The sequence below is a fragment of the Enterobacteriaceae bacterium ESL0689 genome (genome assembly GCA_029433525.1).
GTDB lineage: Bacteria > Pseudomonadota > Gammaproteobacteria > Enterobacterales > Enterobacteriaceae > JAQTIF01.
Map to the genome: position 1 here is coordinate 51,248 of JAQTIF010000002.1, position 22,643 is coordinate 73,890.

Sequence of the window (22,643 nt, forward strand, 5' to 3'; positions counted from 1 at the left end):
CATTCCCGGTACAAAATCTGTTTGTCTGACGAAAGATGACAGGTAACATAGAGTACCCCACTACCGGGAAACACCTTTTTCTTCAATAACAATATAGAGAGACTATTATGAGTGTTGTGCCTGTCGCCGACGTACTCCAGGGCCGCATAGCCGTTGACAGTGAAGTCACCGTGCGCGGATGGGTACGTACCCGCCGAGATTCAAAAGCTGGCTTTTCCTTTCTCGCCGTTTATGACGGTTCCTGCTTTGATCCTGTACAGGCCGTGGTTAATCACTCTCTCGCTAATTATCAACAAGAGGTGTTGCGCCTGACCACCGGATGTTCGGTTATCGTGACCGGTAAAGTTGTTGCCTCCCAGGGACAGGGACAAAATTTTGAAATTCAGGCCAGCAACGTTGAAGTCACCGGCTGGGTAGAAGATCCTGATACCTACCCAATGGCCGCGAAACGTCACAGTATCGAATATTTGCGTGAAGTCGCTCACCTGAGACCACGCACCAATCTCATCGGCGCTGTTGCTCGTGTACGCCATACGCTGGCACAAGCGCTGCATCGTTTCTTTGATCAACAAGGTTTTTTCTGGGTTTCCACCCCGCTGATTACCGCTTCCGATACCGAAGGCGCCGGGGAGATGTTTCGGGTCTCGACATTGGATCTGGAAAATCTGCCACGCAATGATCAGGGCAAAGTCGATTTTGATAAAGATTTCTTTGGCAGAGAGTCATTTCTGACCGTATCCGGACAATTAAATGGCGAAACTTACGCCTGCGCGTTGTCTAAAGTTTACACTTTCGGCCCGACTTTCCGTGCTGAAAATTCGAATACCAGTCGTCACCTGGCCGAATTCTGGATGCTGGAGCCAGAAGTAGCGTTTGCTGATCTCAACGATATCGCAGGTCTGGCGGAAGCCATGCTGAAATATATCTTCAAGGTAGTGCTGACAGAACGTGCTGATGATATGAAATTCTTCGCAGAACGTGTTGATAAAAACGCTATTTCCCGTCTGGAGCAGTTTATTAATGCCGACTTCGCCCAGGTGGATTATACCGATGCGATCACGATTCTGGAAAACTGTGGTAAAGCGTTTGAAAACCCGGTGTACTGGGGCGTTGATCTCTCTTCTGAACATGAACGCTATCTGGCGGAAGAGCACTTTAAAGCACCGGTGGTGGTGAAAAATTATCCCAAAGATATCAAAGCGTTCTACATGCGCATGAATCAGGATGGTAAGACGGTTGCCGCGATGGATGTTCTGGCACCGGGGATCGGTGAAATCATCGGCGGTTCGCAACGCGAAGAACGTCTGGATGTTCTCGACGCACGTATGGCTGAGATGGGGCTTAATAAAGAAGATTACTGGTGGTATCGCGATCTGCGTCGCTATGGTACGGTGCCCCACTCCGGTTTCGGTCTCGGCTTTGAGCGCCTGATCGCCTATGTTACCGGGGTGCAAAACGTCCGTGATGTTATTCCATTCCCTCGCACACCACGCAATGCGGCATTTTAATGCTTTTTCTTTTACTATAGCAGGACGTTAGTCCTGCTTATTCATATTATTCAGATAAATATTCTGACTTTTATTCACTTTCACGCTTTCTATCGTAAACAGTTGGCAATGGGTTCATCTCCGGTTAACCTGATAAAACATTTTCTTCAGGAATCAAAACGGAACCTCATCATGTTTGAGAACATTACTGCTGCCCCAGCCGACCCGATACTGGGTCTGACCGATCTGTTTCGTGCCGATGATCGCCCTGGCAAAATTAACCTCGGAATTGGTGTCTATAAAGATGAAACCGGCAAAACGCCGATTCTGACCAGTGTTAAAAAAGCTGAGCAATACCTGCTGGAAAATGAAACGACCAAAAATTACCTCGGTATTGATGGCCTCGCAGAGTTTAATCACGCGATTCAGACCTTGCTGTTCGGTAAAGAGAGTGCCATTATTCACGATCAACGTGCCTGCACCGCACAGACGCCGGGGGGTACGGGTGCATTACGTGTCGCGGCCGATTTTCTGGCCCAAAATACCAGCGTAAAACGCGTCTGGATAAGCAACCCCAGTTGGCCGAACCACCGGGGGGTATTCAATGCGGCAGGGCTGGAGGTGTGTGAATATACTTATTACGATGCCACCAGCCATAGCCTCAATTTTGACGGTATGCTGGACAGCCTCAATGAGGCAAAAGCTGGTGATGTCGTGCTGTTCCACGGTTGCTGCCATAATCCAACAGGTATTGATCCCACCCAGGAGCAGTGGCAATACCTGGCGCAGTTGTCGCTTAAAAAGGGCTGGTTGCCGCTGTTCGATATTGCCTATCAGGGTTTTGCTCGCGGTCTGGAAGAAGACGCTGAAGGTCTGCGCATATTCGCTGCACTTCATCAGGAGATGCTGATTGCCAGCTCCTGCTCGAAAAACTTTGGTCTGTATAATGAACGCACCGGTGCCTGTACGTTGATCGCCGCCGATCAGCAAATCGCCCGTCGTGCTTTCAGTCAGATGAAACGGGTGATCCGCACCAACTACTCTAATCCTCCGGCACACGGTGCAGCTATCGTGGCAACTATTCTCGGTAACGATGCGCTGAATGCTATCTGGCAGCAGGAGCTGACCGATATGCGGCAGCGCATTCAGCGCATGCGCCTGCTGTTTGTCAACACCTTGCAGGAAAAGGGGGCTAATCGTGACTTTTCCTTTATTAGCCGACAAAACGGCATGTTCTCATTCAGTGGGCTGAATAAAGAACAGGTACTGCGTCTGCGTGAAGAGTTCGGCATCTACGTTGTCGCTTCCGGACGCATCAATGTCGCCGGAATGACGCCGGATAATATGTCATCGCTATGCGAAGCGATTGTTGCCGTACTATAAAATCCCGCTATGCAAAACACGAGCCGCGATTTCATCGCGGCCCGTGTTTGTTCATGGTGTCATTCCGTGATCAGTGATGGAAAATGGTGCTAACTGGCCATGTTATCCTGCAGGAAAGGGTTATGCAGACGTTCGTCACCCAGGGTTGACAGGGGCCCGTGGCCTGGAATAAAGGTGACATTATCGCCAAGCGGCAATAATTTATGCTTAATGGAGGCAATCAGCTGGTTATGATTACCGCGCGGAAAATCACTGCGCCCTACACCACCTTTAAAAATCACATCACCCGAAAACAGCATCCGGGAAGCCTGATCATAAAAAACAACATGTCCTGGTGTGTGCCCCGGGCAATGCCAGACCTGCAGTGAAATATTGCCGATCTTAATGACATCACCTTCATTGAGCCAGCGGTCGGGTTGCAATGGCTGGCAATCATCCAGACCAAACATCCGGCTTTGCACTGGTAACTCATCCAGCAAAAACTGATCTTCTTTTTGCGGGCCGATAACTGGCACACCATAATATTGCGATAATTCCGCTGCGGCACCCACATGATCAAGGTGACCGTGGGTGAGCAGGATCTGCATCAAATTCACATCAGCCTGTGAGACAACCTGTTTGATTCGTTCCGCGTCTCCGCCAGGATCGATCAGGGCAGCCAGCCGGGTTTGCTCACACCAGATTAAAGAGCAGTTTTGTGCGAATGCAGTCACCGGAATAAGATGGTATTTCATGGCGCTCCTTTACCAGTGCCTGACCGGCCCGGTATCAATATGAACAAAATGACTCTGTGGGTAATATCCGACGCCACCCGCCCGCATTGACAGCGCGGCTTTACGGATATCACTTAATGCAATCCCTTCGATATGAAAATCCATCGCCTGCCCACGGGTATGGTAGCTGTGTTTCGCAATACCACGACTTTTCGCCCGCCGTTGTGCATTGGTATCAAGGGAACGATAGCCAGAGATAAGCTGAACCGGCTTATGAGAACCCAGCATCGTCTGTAGCCGGTACAGCTGATCAAACAGCCTGGGGTCAATAGGTTTTATTTTATTCGCGCGATAATCACGGAAGAAATAGTTGAGTCTGGCGAGCTCTTCATGAATATAGCCCCGGCCATCAAAAAACTCCACCTTAAGCGACTCTCCGGTATTGAGATTATTCAGCCGCAGAATACGGGGGCGCGGGGTCGAAAGCGTGGCGAATGCGGATCGAGGCAGAATAGCAGCGGCACCCAGCACTACCCCACCTAATGTCAGTAATTTACGGCGATGAGCGTCAAATTTGTCCATAGTCATCAGCTTTATCAGTCAGTGAATCGGATTATCTGCATTATTGCTGGCGCACCCGAATGTGCCTTACCAGACAGGATTGCCAGCGTCAAAACAGCCTGAAGCTGGCCAATACACGCACTGTTAAAAAACAAAACCCATCTTATATAATATCGGGGCGACAAAATCCATTAAATGACCATGATTACCTGATTAATTTTTCAGCTTGCATTAAAATCTGTGCGTCTGATCGTGCCATCAGATCATAATTGTAAATATCTGTACGATATTGCAGATGGTCGTCGTCATCGACAAAAGCGGTTAAATAATAGAGATGTACCGGTATCGGCTGGCGAATAGTCACATAGCGGGTGTCACCCTGCTTGAGTACATCGGAAATACGGGTTTTATCCCAGCCGACATCCTGCAATAGCTGATTCGCCAGCTCAGACGCTTTATTCACGCGCACACATCCTGAACTTAACGCCCGTACCGATCGCTGGAATAAATTATGATTCGGTGTATCGTGCAGATAGATGGCTTCGGTGCCTGGCATATTAAACTTATAGCGTCCCAGCGAGTTACGCGCACCGGGTGCCTGCTGAAAGCGGAATGGCAAATTATTCTCAGTGATCGTCGACCAGTCCACCTGATGCGGGTTAACCGTCTCTTTACTCCCCCGGCCACGCATCATGGTATAGCCATGTTGTTCCAGATAGCCCGGATCATGGCGTACCTTCGGCAGAATATCTTTACGCGCCAGGGTGGGAGGGACGTTCCACGGCGGATTAATCACCACATTATTTAACACACTGTCCATAATCGGCGTTTTGCGATCCGGACGCCCCACAATCACACGAGATACCATCACCTGGCTACCATTCTGGTAATAAACCAGCGAAAAAGCCGGGATATTCACCATAATACGGGTGGATGAGTCATCCGGTATCAGGCGTAATCGCTGGATATTAAGCGCTAATATTGCCGCACGCTGAGCCGCAGGAAGATTCAGTTTATCACGGGTAGCTGCATCGATGACGCCATTCACGGCCAGCCCCTGCCATGCCTGAAAACGCTTAACAGCAGCAACAAGCTGATTATCATAAATCGCAGATGAGGTTATTTTACTTTTTTGCCCCTTTGCAGTTTCATCACTTCCTTCGGATATGGTTATTTCATCCCTGTTTTCCAGCATTCCCGTGCGCTGTAAAATTTCACGTAACGCGCCCGTCTCCTTGCTTTTCGCGCCAGGACGTAGTGGTACACGCTCGGTTAATCGTGGCCAGGGTTGTGAGTCTGCCACCAGTGATAATAGCGCCTGACGCATGGTTTCATACTGTGGATGTTGTGGTTTCAGCCGGGCAATAAAGGGGTGCAGTTCATTTTTATCCAGTGCCAGTAGCCAGTGATTCATCACCGATAAAGGCGGGGTTATCATGGTATAAGGACGGGTGCCGTATAACCAGCGCTGTCCCTGTACCGGCAGCGTGCTGATAAAATGCAAATACCCTAACATGGCATCAGAGAGCACGATATCACGCGCCATACCGTTTACGGCGGGGTCGGTCAGCAAACTTATCCAGGTGGTAAACTGGGGCTGAAAACCGGCAATCGCCACCTCTGCCAGTTGCTGCTGGAACTCCTGAACAGCCTGATGATCCTGCCAGACTGGTTTCATTTCCCGTGCGGCATATAATGATACCAGTGGATTCATAAAAACCGGCTGATATCCCGCTGGCAGTAACGCCGTGATATCCGCCCGGCTTTGTCGGACTCTCTCAACGGCCAGAGGCTGTTCGCCACTCATTTTCGCTATCGTCGCAGACTGAATGCTGCTTTGCTTCAGAGCAGAAGCCACCTCCGGCATCGTATCGTAACGCGCCGTTAATACGACCGTCGACTCTTCTGCCTGAACATGACACAACGGATAAAACGCGATAATCAGGCTAAAACTGAGTACACCCCACCAGCAACCATATCCTGTTTTTAACCCCATCCCATACTCGCTATTGACAACATTGCCACTTTGCAAAAATGAACGCATTTATCGTATAGAAACACATCATTATTATCGATGTATGAATCTTCCCTGAATCATTCAATCTGTCAAGGCATCATGATAATTGAGCGCTCTCTGCCGTTTCTGAATCCTTGACCGTAAATCCACGTAATCCAACAACATGAACATGTTCATGATGATTGAAAACTTTACGTACCAGTTTGTAGGTTGTGCCTTTTTCCGGACTGATGTTTTCTGGTGCCGCAATAATGAGCTGCATCTCCAGACGCTCGCATAACTCAAAGAGCGTGGCGATCGAGCGGGCATCGAGACGTGCCGCTTCATCAAGGAACAGTAAGCGGCACGGTGAGAGATCTTTACCACGCAGACGGCGTGACTCATCTTCCCAGCTTTGTACCACCATCACCAGAATCGACATCCCGGTACCGATAGCTTCCCCCGTTGACAGCGCACCCGACTCAGCACGCAACCAGCCATCCGATCCACGATTGACTTCAACTTCCATTTCCAGATAGTTACGATAATCCAGTAACTCTTCACCGACAGTTTGTGGCGTCCGTTGTCCGATATCAATCTGGGGATTCAGACGCTGATATAATTTCGCCAGTGCTTCAGAAAAAGTCAAACGATTGCTGTTAAACAGATCCTGGTGCTGCTCATGCTGTTCAGATAATACACTCAAGAGCGTCGAATGGCTTTCGCGCACATTCACATTCAGCCGGACACTGTTGACCTGACCAAAGGAGACATTTTGCAGCCCCTGATTGAGTATCCGAATACGATTCTGCTCGCGCTGAATGGTTTTGCGGATAATATTAGCGACACTACGCGAACTGATCGCCAGTTTTTGCTCACGATTGGTTAATTCTTCCGTCAGACGATTGAGTTCGATCTCCATTTGTTCTATCGCTTCAACGGGATCATCGGTACGGATAATGTCCTGACGGATACGCTCACGTAAATGCTGATAAACCGCGACAAAGAACTGAATTTTACGTTCAGGACGCTTCGGATCTTCCGAAACACGCAGCACATCACGCAGATGCTCGTTATCCGCCACCGCCAGACGTAATGCCCCCAGTGCTTTATCCGACATCGAACGTAGTTCATCCGCAGAGAGATAAGCCAGCTCACGACGATGTAAACGACGCTCGACGCCATTATCTTTTACCAGTCGCATGACGGCACACCAGCCCGCTTTGGCACACACCACCTGGTTGCGCATTTCGCTGTAATCGCGTTCCAGCTTGCGTAATTTGCGTAGCAAATTCTCGCTTTCGGTTTCACAGAGTGTTAGCGCTTTCTCTAACTGATTACGCCGTGTCCGGTTATGACTGAGCTGAGCATGAAGTTCATCACGACGCAAGCAAGCACGCTCTTGTGCCCCTTCATCAGCACGGACACCCATCGCCTGCAACTCCTGATGCAAGTCGTCGAGCAACTCTTTTTTGGTCTCCCAGGCGCTTTTTAATGATACCAGCAACTGATTATACTGATTCAGTTGCGCGGTGTGATGACGCAATATTTCACGACTCTGGCTACGCTCACTTTCTGCCTGTTCGAGGCGCTGACGCAGTTTCTCATTCAGATCACTGCTGTCGCTCAACATCTCTGCAGAATCGGAGTAGCTGAAATGGGCACGACGCTGCACCACTTCGCTCAGTGTAAAAACCTGCTGGTGCGCATCACTCTGCCGCTGTTGCGCCAGGGCATAATCTTTGGTCAGCTGTTCATATTGCTGCGGGTCGCTTTGCAATACTCCTGCTATCGGCTCCAGTTGCGCCAGCTGCTGACCATGTTGCTGAATAAAGCGTGCCGCCTCTTCGGCTTCATCCAGATGCTGCTGGATCTCGTCAACACGATCAACCAGGGTATCATCTGCCAGCAAATTAAGCTGAGGCAACAGCCGGTTGAGCATGGCAATGCCTTCCTGTGCCTGCTGATACTGTGTCCGATTATGCTGGTTATCGTTTTCATGATTATTGAGCGTGCGTTCCAGCTCACTACGCTGGTTGTTCAGATGACGCATTCTCTCTTCCGGATCATCTTCAAAAGCCACCGCCAGATGGCTGCCAATAAACTGGCTGAAAGCCTGATGCTGGCGCTGCGTTTTCTGGACATCAAAAGACAGTACCGCAAAACGCGCGGATAATGCTTCACGTTCGCTGTGGAGATGTTCAATCCGGCTTTCACGCGCCGCACGACCAAACAGCGGTAGTACCGGAAAACGTGAATAGCGCCACTGACGATCAGCGACCTTGACGACGACCGCTTTTTCCAGTTCATCGACACTAAAGACGCTGTCATCAAAGGATTGTGGATCGCCTTCAATCAAATAAAGATCTTCCGGACACTCTTCCAGTCCGGCAAGTTGCTCAGCAATTTGTGACAGATCAGGCACCACAATCGCATGGCGTGATGGCCCGTACAAGGCCGAGAAATAAGGCGCGTCATCAAGGCTGACATCATCATAGATCTCCGATAACAGGACACCGCCAAAACGTTCGGCCAGTGCATTAAGACGGGGATCTTCGGAGCCGCCAGGCTGGCTCAGACGTTCAATCTCTTCATCGATCGCCCGTCTGCGTGCAGCCACTTCGTCACGTTCCACGATAGCCTCACGCTCACGCTCCAGCAATTGCTGCAGGTATTCCGTCACCTGTTGACTGGAGGAAAAATGTTCTCCGCTCTGTTCAGATAACTGATTAAGGCTATTCTGCGCCGCCAGCCAGACAGGGGCATGCTGGCGTAAGGTTTGAATTTGTGACTGCAGCTGCTCTATTTGCTGGCGCAGAGTCAGACGTTGTTCACTGGCAGAAGCAACCGTGTCAGATAACGCCGCGACACTCGCTTCCAGTACCTGATGCTGTGTCGGTAGTTCTTCTATGGCGTAATGCTTTCCCTGATGCTTACAGAACGCCTGCCACTGATGTTCAGCATCCTGTTGTTGACGCAAACGCTGCTCCAGTTCATCAAGGCGACGACGCAGTCCGGGAACCTGCTCTGCCAGATAACGCTGATTAACACTATCGCGTAACAGGGCGCGCGCAATATCCCACGCCTCATCGCGTGCCAGTGGGCCATTGATCGCCGTCACCAGCTGGTAGGCTTGTTCAAACTGACTGTGTGCCGTTTGCGCAACGCTGATTTTTTGTTCCAGCGACAACATTTTTTCCGTCGCTTGCTGCTCTTTAAGCTGGAATGTTTCCAGCCATTGAGTGGCATTTTCCGGCGTTAAATCCACCAGCTGACACAATGCCTTCGCCCGCTCCAGCGCCTGCAACGCCTGCTGGTACTGAAGAGTACGTGTCTGCTGCACATCCAGTGCCTGCTGATAATTAGCCAGCTGGTTTTTCAGCTCATCGACTTCCTGTTCTGCCGCTTCCACCCGTGCTTCATTTTGCTGTTGTGAATCGATGGCTTCAGCGACAACTTCATTCTGTTCTTCAAGACGCCCGGCCAGTTCATCAAGATCCTCTTCATAGCGGGCGATTTTTTCCTGCTGTCGTAGTGCAGTTTGTACCAGGTTCAGATGATCACTGGCTGCCTGATAATCGGCTTCCAGATCACGTTCTGCCCCATTACGTTCCTCCAGTTCACGCGCCATATCGACATGGCGGATCTGTTCTGTGGCCAGTGCGACCCGGGAAGTGAAAAGATCATGGCGATAGGCCAGTGCTTCATCCAGATGAATACGGCGTTCATTGGCATGGCGCATATAGTCTGCTGCCACATAGTTTGTCGCTTCGCTGATCAGATGTTTAAACAGATCGCGATCCGACTGGGTGACACGGATGGCTTCGAGGGTCATGCGATTTTCGCGTAACGCCGCTTCCATGTCCTGAAACGCTTTGCGTACTCCACTGTTTTCCGGCAGAAGATAATCGCGCAGTGATCGGGTGATGGTACTGGAGATCCCGCCATACAATGAGGCTTCGATCAGACGATAATATTTGCTGCGATCAGCGGCGGTACGCAGACGACGGGCCACCACGCCCAGATCAAACATCAGCGCATGATAATCAGTGATCGAGTTAAATGTCCGGAACTGCACGCCTTCGGTTAATTCGAGCTTCTCTTTTAGTTCGTTCAGGCTCAGCACCCGCGCCTGGTGTTCGTTCAGCGTCTCCGTCAGTAGCTGGACAGACTGTGTGTTCATTGCCAGTCCCTGGATAGCAAAGGGTTTGATATCAACTTTGCGATCACGACCAGCTATCTGCTGTAAACGTACACCGACAATGATCCGCTGATGGTATGAGTTGATCACATCCAGCACTGAATAACAGACGCCAGCACGTAACTTACCATGCAGCCCCTTATCCCGCGAACCACTGGTGGCACCCGCTTCGGTGGTATTGCGAAAATGCAGCAGCGTCAGATCGGGGATCAGTGCGGTAATAAAAGCGGCCATGGTGGTGGACTTTCCTGCACCATTACCGCCAGAGAGCGTGGTCACTAACTCATCCAGATCAAAGGTACGAGCAAAAAAACCATTCCAGTTAACCAGGGTAAGCGAGCGAAATTTGCCGCGTTCTGTCATGACTCTTCTTCTCCACTATCCGCCTGATTTTCTTTATTTTCATCGTTGAGTTGTAAATGATTTTCCAGCGCTATCGCTTCTCCATCACGGATCATTCGCAACTGCGCTTCGCGTGGATCATCGCCGCTACGGACATCGGCACCGAAACGGAAAACAGATTCAGTGATCCGAAATTTGCCACTGTCATTACCGACAAACCACACCATACCGAGACGCCGCAGACGGTGCAGTGACGCGCGGAGTTTTTCCTGCAACTTCTGGCGATCGAAATCCGATCCTGTCGAACGATTGTTCACCAGCTTGAGCAATTTCGCTTCATCCGCCAGCGTCAGTAGCTCATCGTAGAGTTCCTGCTGGCTAAAGATCCCCTCATTAGCCAGTCGTTCCGGGCTAAGGTAGAGATAGCAGAGAATTTTTCCCACCATCATATCCAGTTCGGAGAGGACTGAGCGTGGAATTAATGTCGTGGAACGTGGGCGCAAATAAAAAAAGCCTTCCGGCGCACGGATGAGTTCTACATTATAACGGGCGTAAAAGAACTCCAGACTATCCTGAAAATCCATCAAAAAAGCGTGATTATCCAGTTCGTCCAGCGCGATATGGCGACCTGCCCGCAGGGCGCTATCCAGTGCCGGAAATAATGGACTGGTTAATGCCTGTGCCAGCTTGACTGGCATAATTTGTTCAATATTTGTCAATGACATGCGCCTGTACCCTGGCTCCGTAATCATTAATTGGCTGCCATTTGGCTGGTAACCCACTAAAATCGGCTTGCGCCACACCCAGAGTGACGGCCTGGTCGACAACAATTCGCGCAACATCGAACTGGTGTGCACGAGGATACTGTGCCAGATATTCACGCATTATCAGGGCCAGATCCAGTGGGATATTTTTCTCTCTATAGACCACAAGCTGGGCTTCAATCAGTGCCGCAAGCTGGTCGCGTAGCTGATTAAACTCTTCATATTCCAGCGCCGCTGGCAGTTCTCCGGTGACCTCTGCGTCACATAATGTCATCTCTTCATCGCGCATATCCAGCAAGCGATCAGCACTGGCGTAAGTCAACGCCCAGGGCGTATCCAGATAGCGCTGAATCGACTGGCGCAGACGCTGGGCAAATACCCGGTTTTTATCCATATCAATCGCGGTACGGATGAATTTGTGGACGTGGCGATCATAGCCAATCCACAAGTCAATCGTCTGCTGGCCCCAGCTGACGATGCGATCAAGCTTGTTTTGTAATTCAAAAACCAGACGATCAATAAAATGCAGGTCACGGCGTGCCATGGTGGCATCCTGAATTCTCAACAGACTGGCCTGTAGTTTGTCACCTGCGGCATCCAGCGTATCCTGCAATTCACGCAGGGTGACGGAGGTCTCGGACAATAATAACTCACAGCTTGAGATAGCGGCGCGCCAGTCTTTATTCAGTAACTGGGCAATATCCTCTTTTACCTGTTGCTGCTGTTCATCCATGATGCGCTGTGTCAGATCAATACTGTCAAAAATCTCAGCCACTGAGTATTTCAGAGGCGCGAAAACATGACGGTGCCAGTGAATGTCATCACCGTCCTCTTCCGCAGAATCGGCAGCGCTTTTGAGTTCTCCGGCCACGATAGAGAGCTGCATCGAGAGCCGTAGGGTAGAAAATTCACGCTGGCGAATATAATAATCGCTAATACCAATCGCTAACGGCGTCAGGCGATAGATAGCATTGCCTTCCGCGCTTTCACTGGTAAAGCGGTTAAGCAAACGCTGACGCACCATATCGTTAATCGCATTATTAGCACGCTGACTGATCGTTTCGCTGGTTTGTTCAAATCCATCACTGACGTGACGAAATGCATCCACCAGCTCTCCTTCGGTCATTTCGCCAGCCAGACGCTCACTATTGAGCGTCGCAATGGCGAGTAAAAAAGAGAGCCTGTCCACCGGGAGCACGAGCGAAAACGCATTTTTCCGGGTCCAGGCGACCAGCTCAGGGACGGTCTGAGAAAGTTCACTCATATTTTATTTTTGCCTCTGCGGCTTACGCGCGGTGACATGGATATAACGGCCGAGGCTGATATATGGCTCCTGACGGCAATAGCGTGTTTCCAGTTCCAGCAGTGCATTAAAATTATCATGCTGTTGATATTTTTCCCGCAGATAATCATGAAATACCCGTACACCGATTTTGCCGGTAATTTGCCAGCCCGCCTCTTCCAGCCAGCGATAGACTTGTTGAGGCTGACGCGGGAAGTCGGGCGATAACGTCCGCTTTTTCCTTTTCGGCATACCGCGTTGCACATAATCGAAGTTTCCGGCGATGATGTTGTGCATCAGCAATCCGTTAGCATTGTAGAACATTAATGACAACTCCCCACCGGGCCGTAATACCGACCACAGCGCCTGTAACATGGCCTGAGGCTCCACCACCCACTCCAGCACAGCATGGGATAATATCAAATCAACCGGGCAGGCTAAATGCTGCACCACCTCCTGCGCCGGGCAGTGTACAAAATCGATCTGGTCCGCCACCCCTTTATCGACGGCTGCCTGTCGGGCGCGGGTTATCATTTCAGCAGAAATATCGCATAACGTCACATGATGCCCCATTTCAGCCACTCTGATCGCCATTTGTCCTTCACCACCGCCCGCATCAAGAATGTTCAGAGGCCTGACCGGGTTCAGTAACGGTTGTAGATCCTGCCAGAGGATCGCCTGACGCAGTGCACCCTTGGTGGTGCCATAAATATTGCGTGAAAATTTTTCCGCGATGTCATCAAAATTACGATCCTGCACCGACCACTCCTCTGCCAATAGCAAGCGGCTATTTTGTCATACCCACGCTGAGAATGAAGCAATCCGTTATAAAATATGAAGATAACGCGGTTTATCTGGTTAAAAAAGAAGCTCAGGGATAAGCCATCAGCTGAGCCAGGGTAAAAGTGATTTTGCCGCCAGCTGAAAACGCGCACGATCAAATTGCCGACGATTCACCAGTTTATCCACTTCATCCCATAACAAATAAAGCCAGCGCCGCCACAGGAAGGATTCGGCTACCGGTGCCCGACGGAGATAGTGCCATAATAGCTGTTCTTCCTGTCCGCCATCAGATAAGCGAAATAATTCATATTCTCGCGGTGCCCACAGCATCATACCCGCTCCGACAATCGCCAGTAACTGGTCGCTGCGCGTCTCTTTCAGCATGCTACGTAACGTAAAATTGCCGTGTACCAACACACAGTTATCATTAAATCCATGAAACAGATCCGGCAGACATTCACGGGAACGGAATAACAGCTGCTTATCCTGCATCGTCAAACCGCTGGGCTGACATAAATTAAGGGTACTCCACAGCATTTCGACGTGTTGACCGTACCACTTTGGCCAGACATTCTCCTGAGCACTGTCGATCATACCGACACAACCGCCGCTGCCATGCCGATGCCAGGCCAGAAGCGCCTCAACAATCTGCTCCTGCAACTGTTCCCGGCGTTGTGGCGTGCGAGCCGGGACTTCTGCAGAGACGCCCCGTAACCGCTCAATTAATACAACATCGGGAGCCGGGTGATCTTCATGTGTCAACACACCGTAGACTATCGGCATACGCACGCTGCCACTCTGGGTCAGCATCGAAATTTTCCACGCTAGCTGATGAGCAACGCCAGGGGTGGTAAAACTTTTAGCCAGTAACGGTAATGGATTACCCTGCACATCGTATAATGACCACAGGGTCGATGAAGGGTTTTCGCTGACACACTCCATGCGGCTGAGTTTTTCCCCCAGTAAATGGCTGAGTTCTCTGCGCAACTGTTCCATCATAGATTATCCCGGTAACGACTTCTGATTTTATTATAATGCGTATCCAAAACCGGAATGTCATTGGGTAAGCGCAAAAACATGCGGGGAAAACGGGGAATAAAGATCAGCTCAATCCCCGTTTATCATCAAGGACAGGCGTTTAACGCAGTCGTTCACGCACAGCGGCCAAATCTTCTGGTGTATCAACCCCAATACCCGGTGTTTGGGCGGCTATCGCCACATGAATTTTTTCGCCGTACCATAATACCCGCAACTGTTCCAGCATTTCGATCTGCTCCAGCGGGCTCGGTGCCCAGTTAACATAGCGGCGGATAAAACCAGCGCGATAAGCATAGATTCCGATATGACGTAACAGTGAGTCGCCAATGACCTCATGAGATTGCGCAAAGCGGTCACGATCCCACGGGATCGTCGCGCGGGAAAAGTAGAGCGCATAACCCTGAGCATCGGTGACCACTTTCACCGCGTTCGGATTAAAGGCTTCCTGCGCATCATCGACCGGTACGACCAGGGTCGCCATACCACAGAGGTTATCAGCCAGATTTTTTGCCACCTGGCGAACAATGACCGGCGGGATCATCGGCTCATCCCCCTGAATATTGACGATAATCGCGTCATCGTTGAAAGCACATTTTTCGACCACTTCCGCCAGACGTTCGGTACCGGACTGGTGATCGCTTCGCGTCATGCAGACTTCCCCCCCCGCGGCTTCCGTAACACGCGCCACCTCAGGATGATCCGTGGCGATAATAATGCGTTCAGCGCCAGATTCACGTGCCCGTTCCAGCACATGCACAATCATTGGTTTTCCATTGATATCCTGTAACGGTTTACCCGGTAAACGTGTAGAGGCAAAACGCGCGGGAATAATAACTACGAAACTCATGAGGGACTCTCTTCAGTCGTTAATGCCCTGGCTTCTGTTTCCAGCAATACCGGAATGCCGTCTCGCACGGGAAAAACCAGATGATCAATTTTACATACCAGCTCTTGCTTCTTCTGGTCGTAACAGAGCTTACCATTACAAACAGGACAGGCAATAATTTCCAGTAAACGGTGATCCATGATTCCTCCTGATGGATCTAATAAATTCCAGCGCAGCATATCACAGGATGACCCATTGCGGGATCTGACTCCCCCGTTATGCCAGTGGCACAGACAAACTACTGGGGTATTAACCGCAACAGGTCAGTGAGTAGCGGCCGGGCGTGCTGTTCGGCGATAGTGGCATCAACCGGTAAATACCACCAGTTTGCTTTAGCAAAGGGGCGACATTTTACGGCGTCCTTCTCGGTCATCAACAATGTTTGTTGCTCCGTCGCAAAAGTGGCAACGCTTGCGGGTGTGAATATCTGGTGATCGGCGAGGGCAATGGTTTTGACCGGCTGGACGCCACAACTTTCTAGCGTAGCAAAAAAGCGGGGGGGATAGCCGATACCCGCCATCGCCACCAGATTATCAAATGACGAAACCTGACGCCGTTCCCCGGTCAGCAGATTGACCGCCAGCGCTGGCTGGAGCTGCATCGGGATCTCGCCCTTCTGAGCCACACCACCATTAACAATGATCGCATCGACACAGCGTAAACGTGAAGCACGTTCACGCATCGGCCCGGCTGGCAACCACCAGCCATTGCCAAAACGGCGTTCGCCATCAATAACGACAATTTCTTTATCGCGCGCCAGTGAGTAGTGTTGTAACCCATCATCTGTCACGATGATCTGTAAATCATGGGCCGCAAGCAACGCCTGTATCGCTTCACGACGTACTGGCGATACAGCAACCGGCGCACCGGTACGCTGAAAAATCAGTACCGGTTCGTCTCCTGCCTCAGTGGTCGTCGTATGCTCATTAAGCAATAATGGGTAGTGTGTCGCTTTGCCACCATAACCACGCGATACGACACCGACCCGAATACCGCGCTGCTGAAGTTGTTCCACCAGCCAGATAACAACCGGCGTCTTACCATTACCTCCTGCCGTGAGGTTGCCCACCACTACAACCGGCACCGGTGCCCGCCAGACTTTCCTTAGCCCCAGATGATAGCTGAGGCGGACGATACCGCTCACCAGACCATAGAGTAAAGACAGCGGTAAAAGCAGACGCCATATCGGCGATTCACCCGACCAGATACGCGCAATCATTGGCCAAATTGTAATTTATGTAATTGTGCATACACACCCCGCAAAGCCAGCAGTTGAGCATGATTGCCTCGCTCAACAATGCGCCCCTCTTCCACCACCACAATTTCATCGGCTTGTTCGATGGTTGACAGCCGATGTGCAATCACCAGCGATGTCCGGTTTTTCTGTAGTTCATCCAGTGCAGCCTGAATAGCACGCTCAGATTCCGTATCCAGTGCCGACGTTGCTTCATCGAGGATCAGGATGGGGCTGTTACGTAGCAATGCCCGTGCGATAGCGATACGCTGGCGCTGACCACCTGAAAGCAGCACTCCATTTTCTCCGATAACCGTATCGAGGCCATGTTCCATTTTATTAATAAAATCCATGGCATAAGCCATATGTGCTGCTTTTTCAATTTGCTCACGACTATATTCTTCCGTGCGCGCATAAGCGATATTATTGGCGATGGTGTCGTTAAACAGATGTACATTTTGCGACACCAGCGCCACCTGATTACGTAAAGACGACAATGTATACTCACGCAGATCATGGCCATCTAAGGTTATTTGCCCTTCATTAATATCATAAAAGCGCGTAATCAAGCTGGCGATAGTCGATTTACCCGACCCGGAGCGCCCCACAAGTGCAATGGTTTTGCCCTCCTCAATATTCAGATTGATATTGTGCAATGCGGGTATTTCACGTCCCGGATAGGTAAACGTGACATTGTGAAAGGCCAGCTGTCCTTTCGCCCGGGTTATCACCCGTTGACCTTCGTCTTTTTCCTGTTCCGAGTCGAGAATAGCAAACAATGTCTGGCAAGCAGCCATTCCGCGCTGGAACTGAGCGTTAACATTGGTCAGTGATTTTAGTGGGCGCATTAATGCAATCATGGAGGAAAAGACAACGGTGATAGTCCCCGCCGTTAATTTATCCATCACACTCGGAAAACTCGCCGCATAGAGAACAAAGGCTAATGCCAGAGAAGCGATAAGCTGAATCACTGGATCGGAAATAGAGGATGCTGATACCATTTTCATCCCCTGCAAACGCATTTTGTTACTGACTTTATCAAAACGTTTAGCTTCAACCGATTGTCCGCCAAACATCAGGACTTCTTTATGCCCTTTCAGCATCTGTTCAGCACTGGTCGCCACCTGTCCCATCGCATTCTGCATATTTTTACTGATAAGACGGAAACGTTTTGAAACCATCCGGATAGTGATCGACACTATCGGTGCCAGCACAATCAGGATTAACGAGAGCTGCCAGCTATAGTAAAACATCATCGCGAACAGGCCGATAATCGACGCGCCTTCGCGCACCACGGTGATCAGGGCACCGGAAGAGGAGGAGGCAACCTGTTCAGAATCATAGGTAATACGTGACAGTAAAGTCCCTGTCGACTGTTTATCAAAGAACGATACGGGCATACCCATCATATGATTAAACAGGCGGCGGCGCATGGTCATGACCACTTTGCCAGAAACCCAGGAGATACAGTAACTGGATATATAGCTGGTGATACCACGCAGTATCATCAACCCTATCACGATCAGTGGCATCCACAGCAATACCGAGCGATCTGTTTTACCAAAACCTTCGTCCAGCAACGGTTTAAGAAGCGATATCATGAAGGCATCACTAGCCGCATTAAACACTAACGCGACTGCTGCTACGATCAGTCCGGCTTTAAACGGTGCAATGAGCGGCAAGAGTCGATGAAAGGTTTTCAACGTAGAGAGATCTTTATCGTTGTGCATTCAATAAACCAGATTATGTTGAAATAGCCGCATATTCTACCTGTTATCCGTAATCTCGCCAAACCACTGATGATACCAGCGTGGCTGCATTTGTGTTCGAAAGCTCTGGATATGCCAGCCTGCAGAAGAAAATATGACCGTCATTTGGCCCTGATGCGGGGTATCGAGCCACTGATACCCTTGTTGCCGATAGCGTTGTACCACTTTAGCTGACGGCATATGCCACGCATTATAGCGAGAAAGTGAAGCCAGTGCTGCCTTTCCCTGTATGCGGCGCAATAATGCGAGCGAAGAGGAGGTATTGCTACCGTGGTGAGGCACCTGAATCAGGGTGGCTGTTACAGGCGCGTTGTCATCAGCGGATATCAGTTTTTCCGCAGGCATCTCAATATCCCCGGTCAACAGGATGCTGTTCTTACCATCATCAATACGCACAACGCAGGAGCGATCATTCGCGCTCACCTTGATTCCCGGCCATGGCCAGAGTGCGCGAAAAGTTAAGCCACGCCACTGCCAGCTTTCACCTTTTTGACAACGGAGATGCCCCGCCCAATTCAGTGAGCTACGAACCCATATGGCAGGCCAGATTTGTTTCAGTGAATCTAATCCCCCCCGGTGGTCAAGGTGTTCATGGCTTAAAATAATGCCTTCCGGATGTAAATGATGCCAGCGCAACCATGGAGCAATAATCTGTTGACCACTATCGCCCCCCGGCCAGGCTGTCCCGGTATCATAGAGAATAGCCGCTCCCTGGCGTTCAATAACCAGCGCCAGCCCTTGCCCGACATCCAGCATCGATACCCGCCATTCATCCCCGGTCGCATTACGCCAGAACGGCCTGCTCGCCAGGATCGTACAACTCAGACAGAGAGCCGGAAAAGTGCGCCAGCCCTGAAAACGCCAGGCCAGCATCATTAGCCAGGGCAGAATACTGACCATTAACCATCGATTATCCAGCGTTAACCAGCCCGGCGGGAGATAACGTAAAAAAGCGAATAATATTGCCAGGAGCCGATCTGCCAGCCACCATAGCGCCATTTCCACTATCACCGGGCCGCAAAGGTGTAACAGCATAGCTGCAAGAATCAGCGGCACAATAACAAACGTCACTAATGGTACAGCGACGAGATTGGCTAACCATGACGTTAAGCTTATGCCATGAAAAAGAAAAATCTGTAAGGGCAATAACAGAATGAGCAAACCAAACTGTAGATGGGCTAACGCTATCGTCTGCCGCAATAGCCATGAACGGCAACTCAGAGCAACAGGCGCCAGTTGATACCAGAAAATCAATGTCGCGACAGCAAACAGCGATAACCATAAACTGTCAGATAATATCGCCAGTGGATCGACAAAAAGAATAGCCGCGAAACAACATGCAAATATTTGCCAGGATGACCAGTTTTTGCCGGATAAACGCAGCGCTACACCGACGGTTAACGCAACACAGGTGCGTAACGCAGGTGGCTGCATACCTGTTAACCAGGCATAGAATATCGCGCCTGCCAGTCCTGTCAGCAGCGGTAGCCGCCAGCCAATCCAGCGACAAGGGAAGAAAAATTGCACGCCACGCACCACTAAGCCACCCAGCAATGCGCCGAGTGCGATATGTAGTCCGGATATTGCCATCAGATGGGAAGTTCCTGTGTGCTGCATCAGCCTGGTGATTTCTCCAGGCACCACCAGCCGTTCTCCCATACCGAGTCCCAGGATGACCGGTTGCCAGTCAAATTGTTTTAACACATCGGTTAACGATGTCAGATAGCGTGCCCGCCAGCTACATTGTAAATTCCTCCCTTTTGCCGAGGTAAAGTATCCGGTTAATACACGATGCTGAGCCAGTGCGTAGCGCTGACTGTCAAAACCGCCTTCATTAAGTTGACTATGTACGGGCCGCAATCGGGCGGTCATTTCCCAGCGTTGCCCGGCGCAAGGAGGCTCAGGCAACGGACGGCCATAAAATGTGACACCAGCTGGCGGAAATAATCTTTTTCCATTCAGGCGGACGATATTGCCCTGATGCGTTTTCTCACCATCGGTGGCCGTCAACACCACTTCTAACTGTCGGTTGCTACCGGATAATGCTTTGACTGGCCATAATGCTTGCTGCGCATGCAGTATTCCCCAGGCGAAAAACAGCATCACCAGCGCCAGATAACGGGCAGACCATCTCCGGTAACAAGACAAGAGTACAGCACCGCCGATAATAACCTGAATAATGATCAGTTCTGGCAGTTCAGGTAATACCAGCAACGGTAACATTCCACTTATCACACATCCGGCAAGCTGTGGTAAACGCATCTCTTCCTCCTTGTTTAGCAGGCACTATCACGCTAAGCCGGGCGATTGTCAGCTATCGTTTAATCGATCCTGAATGCCATTTCCGGAGATCTTTTTCGCTTGCAGCAAAAAAGAGAATTTTTTGTGAGCCAGGATGAAAATAGCAGGCGAAAGCGTTCTGAAGAGAAGGATGTCAGCAGTGCTATATCAGAACAAAATCAGTGGGCAATCACATAATATTCTTACACTTTAAGATCAGCAATAAAACAATAATATAACATTTTATCAAAATATGAGGCATGTATTATCAGATAACAATCATGCCTTATATTTATCTTATCGATCACATATTATTACTTTTATGCGATATAGATAATTAATTAGAAACGATATTCTAACCCAGCCGTAACAGTATAATTTTTATTTAATATACCCGCTACATCCCCGCCATAGTAGGCAGAACTCTGACTGTCGCGATCAATCATTTCAGTCCCACCCTTAGCTTCTTCATATTTACTGTAAGTCATTTCAGCAAATACCTTAGCGTTTGGTGTGATATAATATCCAGCATCAATCGACGTACCGTAATAACGCAAATTATTGGCTTTTTCACGGAAGGTCAATTCACGCAGGTAGTGCTCATCATTGTCATGTGCCTGAGCCCAGTCACTGTACTTAAACATGGCATTAAATTCAAAATCATTGATACGATAACGACCCACCAGACCGATGTATGGCATGGAGAAACGCTGGCTATAAGCACCGACACGTTCACCGGACGGAAAATGGCCGGTCATGTATTCAACGTGTTTATCATGTTGTATAATCACTCTTTTTAACCGGTGCGCCAGATGGCTAAAATTGATGTAACATGCCCGTTTTGTCAACAAACTGAACCCGTTAAAAAGCATGGTCTGGGCAAAGCTGGATTTCAGCGCTATCGCTGTCAGTCATGCTGCCGTACTTTCCAGGTCGATTACGCTTACCGTGCCTGCCAGCCCGGCATGAAAGAACAAATTGTTGACCTTGCCATGAATAATGCCGGTATCCGCGATACCGCAAGGACTCTGCATATCAGCATTAATGCCGTTGTCCGCACTTTAAAAACTCGCCCCACGATGTGTAACCACGTTTCCGCTGGATAATCAGCAAATCCAGCTTATCTGTGAAGTGGATGAGATGTGGTCTTTTGTCGGCAGTAAAAAGCAGCAACGCTGGCTGTGGTATGCATGGGAGCCTCGCCTCAAACGAATTATTGCTCATACTTTTGGACGCAGAAGCAAAAAGACACTGCGCAGGTTACTGAAATTATTGTCAGGTTTTAATGTTGCCTTCTGGTGTACCGATAACTTCAGTGCTTATGATCTGCTGCCGGATGAAAAACATATCAGGGGTAAGCTTTATACACAGCGGATTGAACGGGAAAACCTGAATTTGCGTAACCGATTAAAGCGACTGAATCGTAAGACTCTGGGGTACTCAAAATCTTTTGAAATGCATGACAGGATCATTGGTACTTTTATTGAGCGCGAATATTATGTTTGAGACGAAATAAACACATTGAATACATCACCCAGCCAGTTAATATACTGGCTGGTTTTATTCCCTGGTAAGCATTTTTATATCATCAAAATGTAATTATCACTGTAGTATAGAGCTACTCGCCATTAATATTTGCCCGGTCGCGTAATTCTTTACCCGGTTTAAAATGCGGAACGTATTTTCCTTCCAGTTCAACTTTATCACCCGTTTTCGGATTACGTCCGATACGGGGAGCGCGATAATGCAGCGAGAAACTACCAAAACCACGGATTTCAATACGTTCACCCTCAGCAAGCGTTGAGGCCATAAGTTCCAGCATTTCTTTAACAGCATCTTCCACTGTTTTCGCAGAAATATGAGATTGCTGGCTAGCAAGTCTTTCTATTAATTCTGACTTGGTCATTATTCCTCCGTTTTTTCA

17 protein-coding genes and 1 pseudogene are annotated in these 22,643 nt (G+C 49.7%); 3 read left to right on the plus strand and 15 right to left on the minus strand.

Annotation, left to right across the window (positions count from 1 at the left end):
- The first annotated feature begins 107 nt into the window (after window positions 1-107).
- On the plus strand, window positions 108-1,508 hold the full coding sequence (gene asnS / locus PT300_11980; protein MDF7681264.1) for an asparagine--tRNA ligase: 1,401 nt from the start codon (window positions 108-110) through the stop codon (window positions 1,506-1,508).
- A gap of 171 nt (window positions 1,509-1,679) precedes the next feature.
- Window positions 1,680-2,870: an aspartate/tyrosine/aromatic aminotransferase gene (locus PT300_11985; GenBank protein ID MDF7681265.1), complete on the plus strand. Its 1,191-nt coding sequence runs from the start codon at window positions 1,680-1,682 to the stop codon at window positions 2,868-2,870.
- 89 nt (window positions 2,871-2,959) lie between these two features.
- Here the strand turns inward: PT300_11985 and PT300_11990 are convergent, their stop codons facing one another.
- From PT300_11990 to PT300_12055, 14 genes and pseudogenes are all read right to left on the minus strand, one after another.
- Entirely contained in the window at window positions 2,960-3,604 is a 645-nt protein-coding gene (locus PT300_11990; GenBank protein MDF7681266.1) for an MBL fold metallo-hydrolase, read from the minus strand.
- A gap of 9 nt (window positions 3,605-3,613) precedes the next feature.
- Window positions 3,614-4,165: a YcbK family protein gene (locus tag PT300_11995; GenBank protein ID MDF7681267.1), complete on the minus strand. Its 552-nt coding sequence runs from the start codon at window positions 4,163-4,165 to the stop codon at window positions 3,614-3,616.
- Between the two features lie 184 nt (window positions 4,166-4,349).
- Entirely contained in the window at window positions 4,350-6,140 is a 1,791-nt protein-coding gene (ldtD, locus tag PT300_12000) for a L,D-transpeptidase (protein ID MDF7681268.1), read from the minus strand.
- A gap of 118 nt (window positions 6,141-6,258) precedes the next feature.
- On the minus strand, window positions 6,259-10,704 hold the full coding sequence (gene mukB / locus PT300_12005; protein MDF7681269.1) for a chromosome partition protein MukB: 4,446 nt from the start codon (window positions 10,702-10,704) through the stop codon (window positions 6,259-6,261).
- The gene (gene mukE, locus PT300_12010) at window positions 10,701-11,408 is read right to left on the minus strand and encodes a chromosome partition protein MukE (protein ID MDF7681270.1); all 708 of its coding nucleotides are present in this window, start codon (window positions 11,406-11,408) and stop codon (window positions 10,701-10,703) included. Before mukE ends, mukB begins: the two co-directional genes overlap by 4 nt.
- Window positions 11,389-12,711, minus strand: coding sequence for a chromosome partition protein MukF (gene mukF, locus PT300_12015; GenBank protein MDF7681271.1), 1,323 nt, complete (start codon window positions 12,709-12,711; stop codon window positions 11,389-11,391). The genes mukE and mukF overlap by 20 nt, the downstream gene beginning before the upstream one ends.
- 3 nt (window positions 12,712-12,714) lie before the next feature.
- A complete protein-coding gene (gene cmoM, locus PT300_12020; protein MDF7681272.1) occupies window positions 12,715-13,488 on the minus strand; it encodes a tRNA uridine 5-oxyacetic acid(34) methyltransferase CmoM in 774 nt (257 codons plus the stop codon).
- Window positions 13,489-13,614: 126 nt separating this feature from the next.
- Window positions 13,615-14,508: a YcbJ family phosphotransferase gene (locus tag PT300_12025; protein MDF7681273.1), complete on the minus strand. Its 894-nt coding sequence runs from the start codon at window positions 14,506-14,508 to the stop codon at window positions 13,615-13,617.
- A 142-nt stretch (window positions 14,509-14,650) separates the two neighbouring features.
- Complete coding sequence (gene kdsB / locus PT300_12030; protein MDF7681274.1) at window positions 14,651-15,397, minus strand: 3-deoxy-manno-octulosonate cytidylyltransferase; 747 nt, start codon at window positions 15,395-15,397, stop codon at window positions 14,651-14,653.
- Window positions 15,394-15,576 carry a protein YcaR gene (gene ycaR, locus PT300_12035; protein ID MDF7681275.1) on the minus strand — a complete coding sequence of 61 codons (183 nt, stop codon included), beginning with the start codon at window positions 15,574-15,576 and terminating at the stop codon, window positions 15,394-15,396. The genes kdsB and ycaR overlap by 4 nt, the downstream gene beginning before the upstream one ends.
- Window positions 15,577-15,674: 98 nt before the next feature.
- Window positions 15,675-16,655: a tetraacyldisaccharide 4'-kinase gene (gene lpxK, locus PT300_12040; protein MDF7681276.1), complete on the minus strand. Its 981-nt coding sequence runs from the start codon at window positions 16,653-16,655 to the stop codon at window positions 15,675-15,677.
- A complete protein-coding gene (gene msbA / locus PT300_12045; GenBank protein ID MDF7681277.1) occupies window positions 16,652-18,400 on the minus strand; it encodes a lipid A ABC transporter ATP-binding protein/permease MsbA in 1,749 nt (582 codons plus the stop codon). Before msbA ends, lpxK begins: the two co-directional genes overlap by 4 nt.
- Window positions 18,401-18,436: 36 nt before the next feature.
- Entirely contained in the window at window positions 18,437-20,701 is a 2,265-nt protein-coding gene (locus tag PT300_12050) for a ComEC family protein (GenBank protein ID MDF7681278.1), read from the minus strand.
- 359 nt (window positions 20,702-21,060) lie between these two features.
- Window positions 21,061-21,474: pseudogene (locus tag PT300_12055) on the minus strand (omptin family outer membrane protease).
- Window positions 21,475-21,531: 57 nt separating this feature from the next.
- Here PT300_12055 and PT300_12060 point away from each other — a divergent pair.
- Window positions 21,532-22,225 (plus strand): IS1 family transposase gene (locus PT300_12060; GenBank protein ID MDF7681279.1). Its coding sequence is split into 2 segments (ribosomal slippage): window positions 21,532-21,785 and window positions 21,784-22,225, totalling 696 coding nucleotides; the frame shifts between segments, so codons are not numbered across the junction.
- A gap of 112 nt (window positions 22,226-22,337) precedes the next feature.
- On the opposite strand, the gene ihfB is transcribed toward PT300_12060, so the two are convergent.
- A complete protein-coding gene (ihfB, locus tag PT300_12065; GenBank protein ID MDF7681280.1) occupies window positions 22,338-22,625 on the minus strand; it encodes an integration host factor subunit beta in 288 nt (95 codons plus the stop codon).
- Window positions 22,626-22,643: the final 18 nt, after the last annotated feature.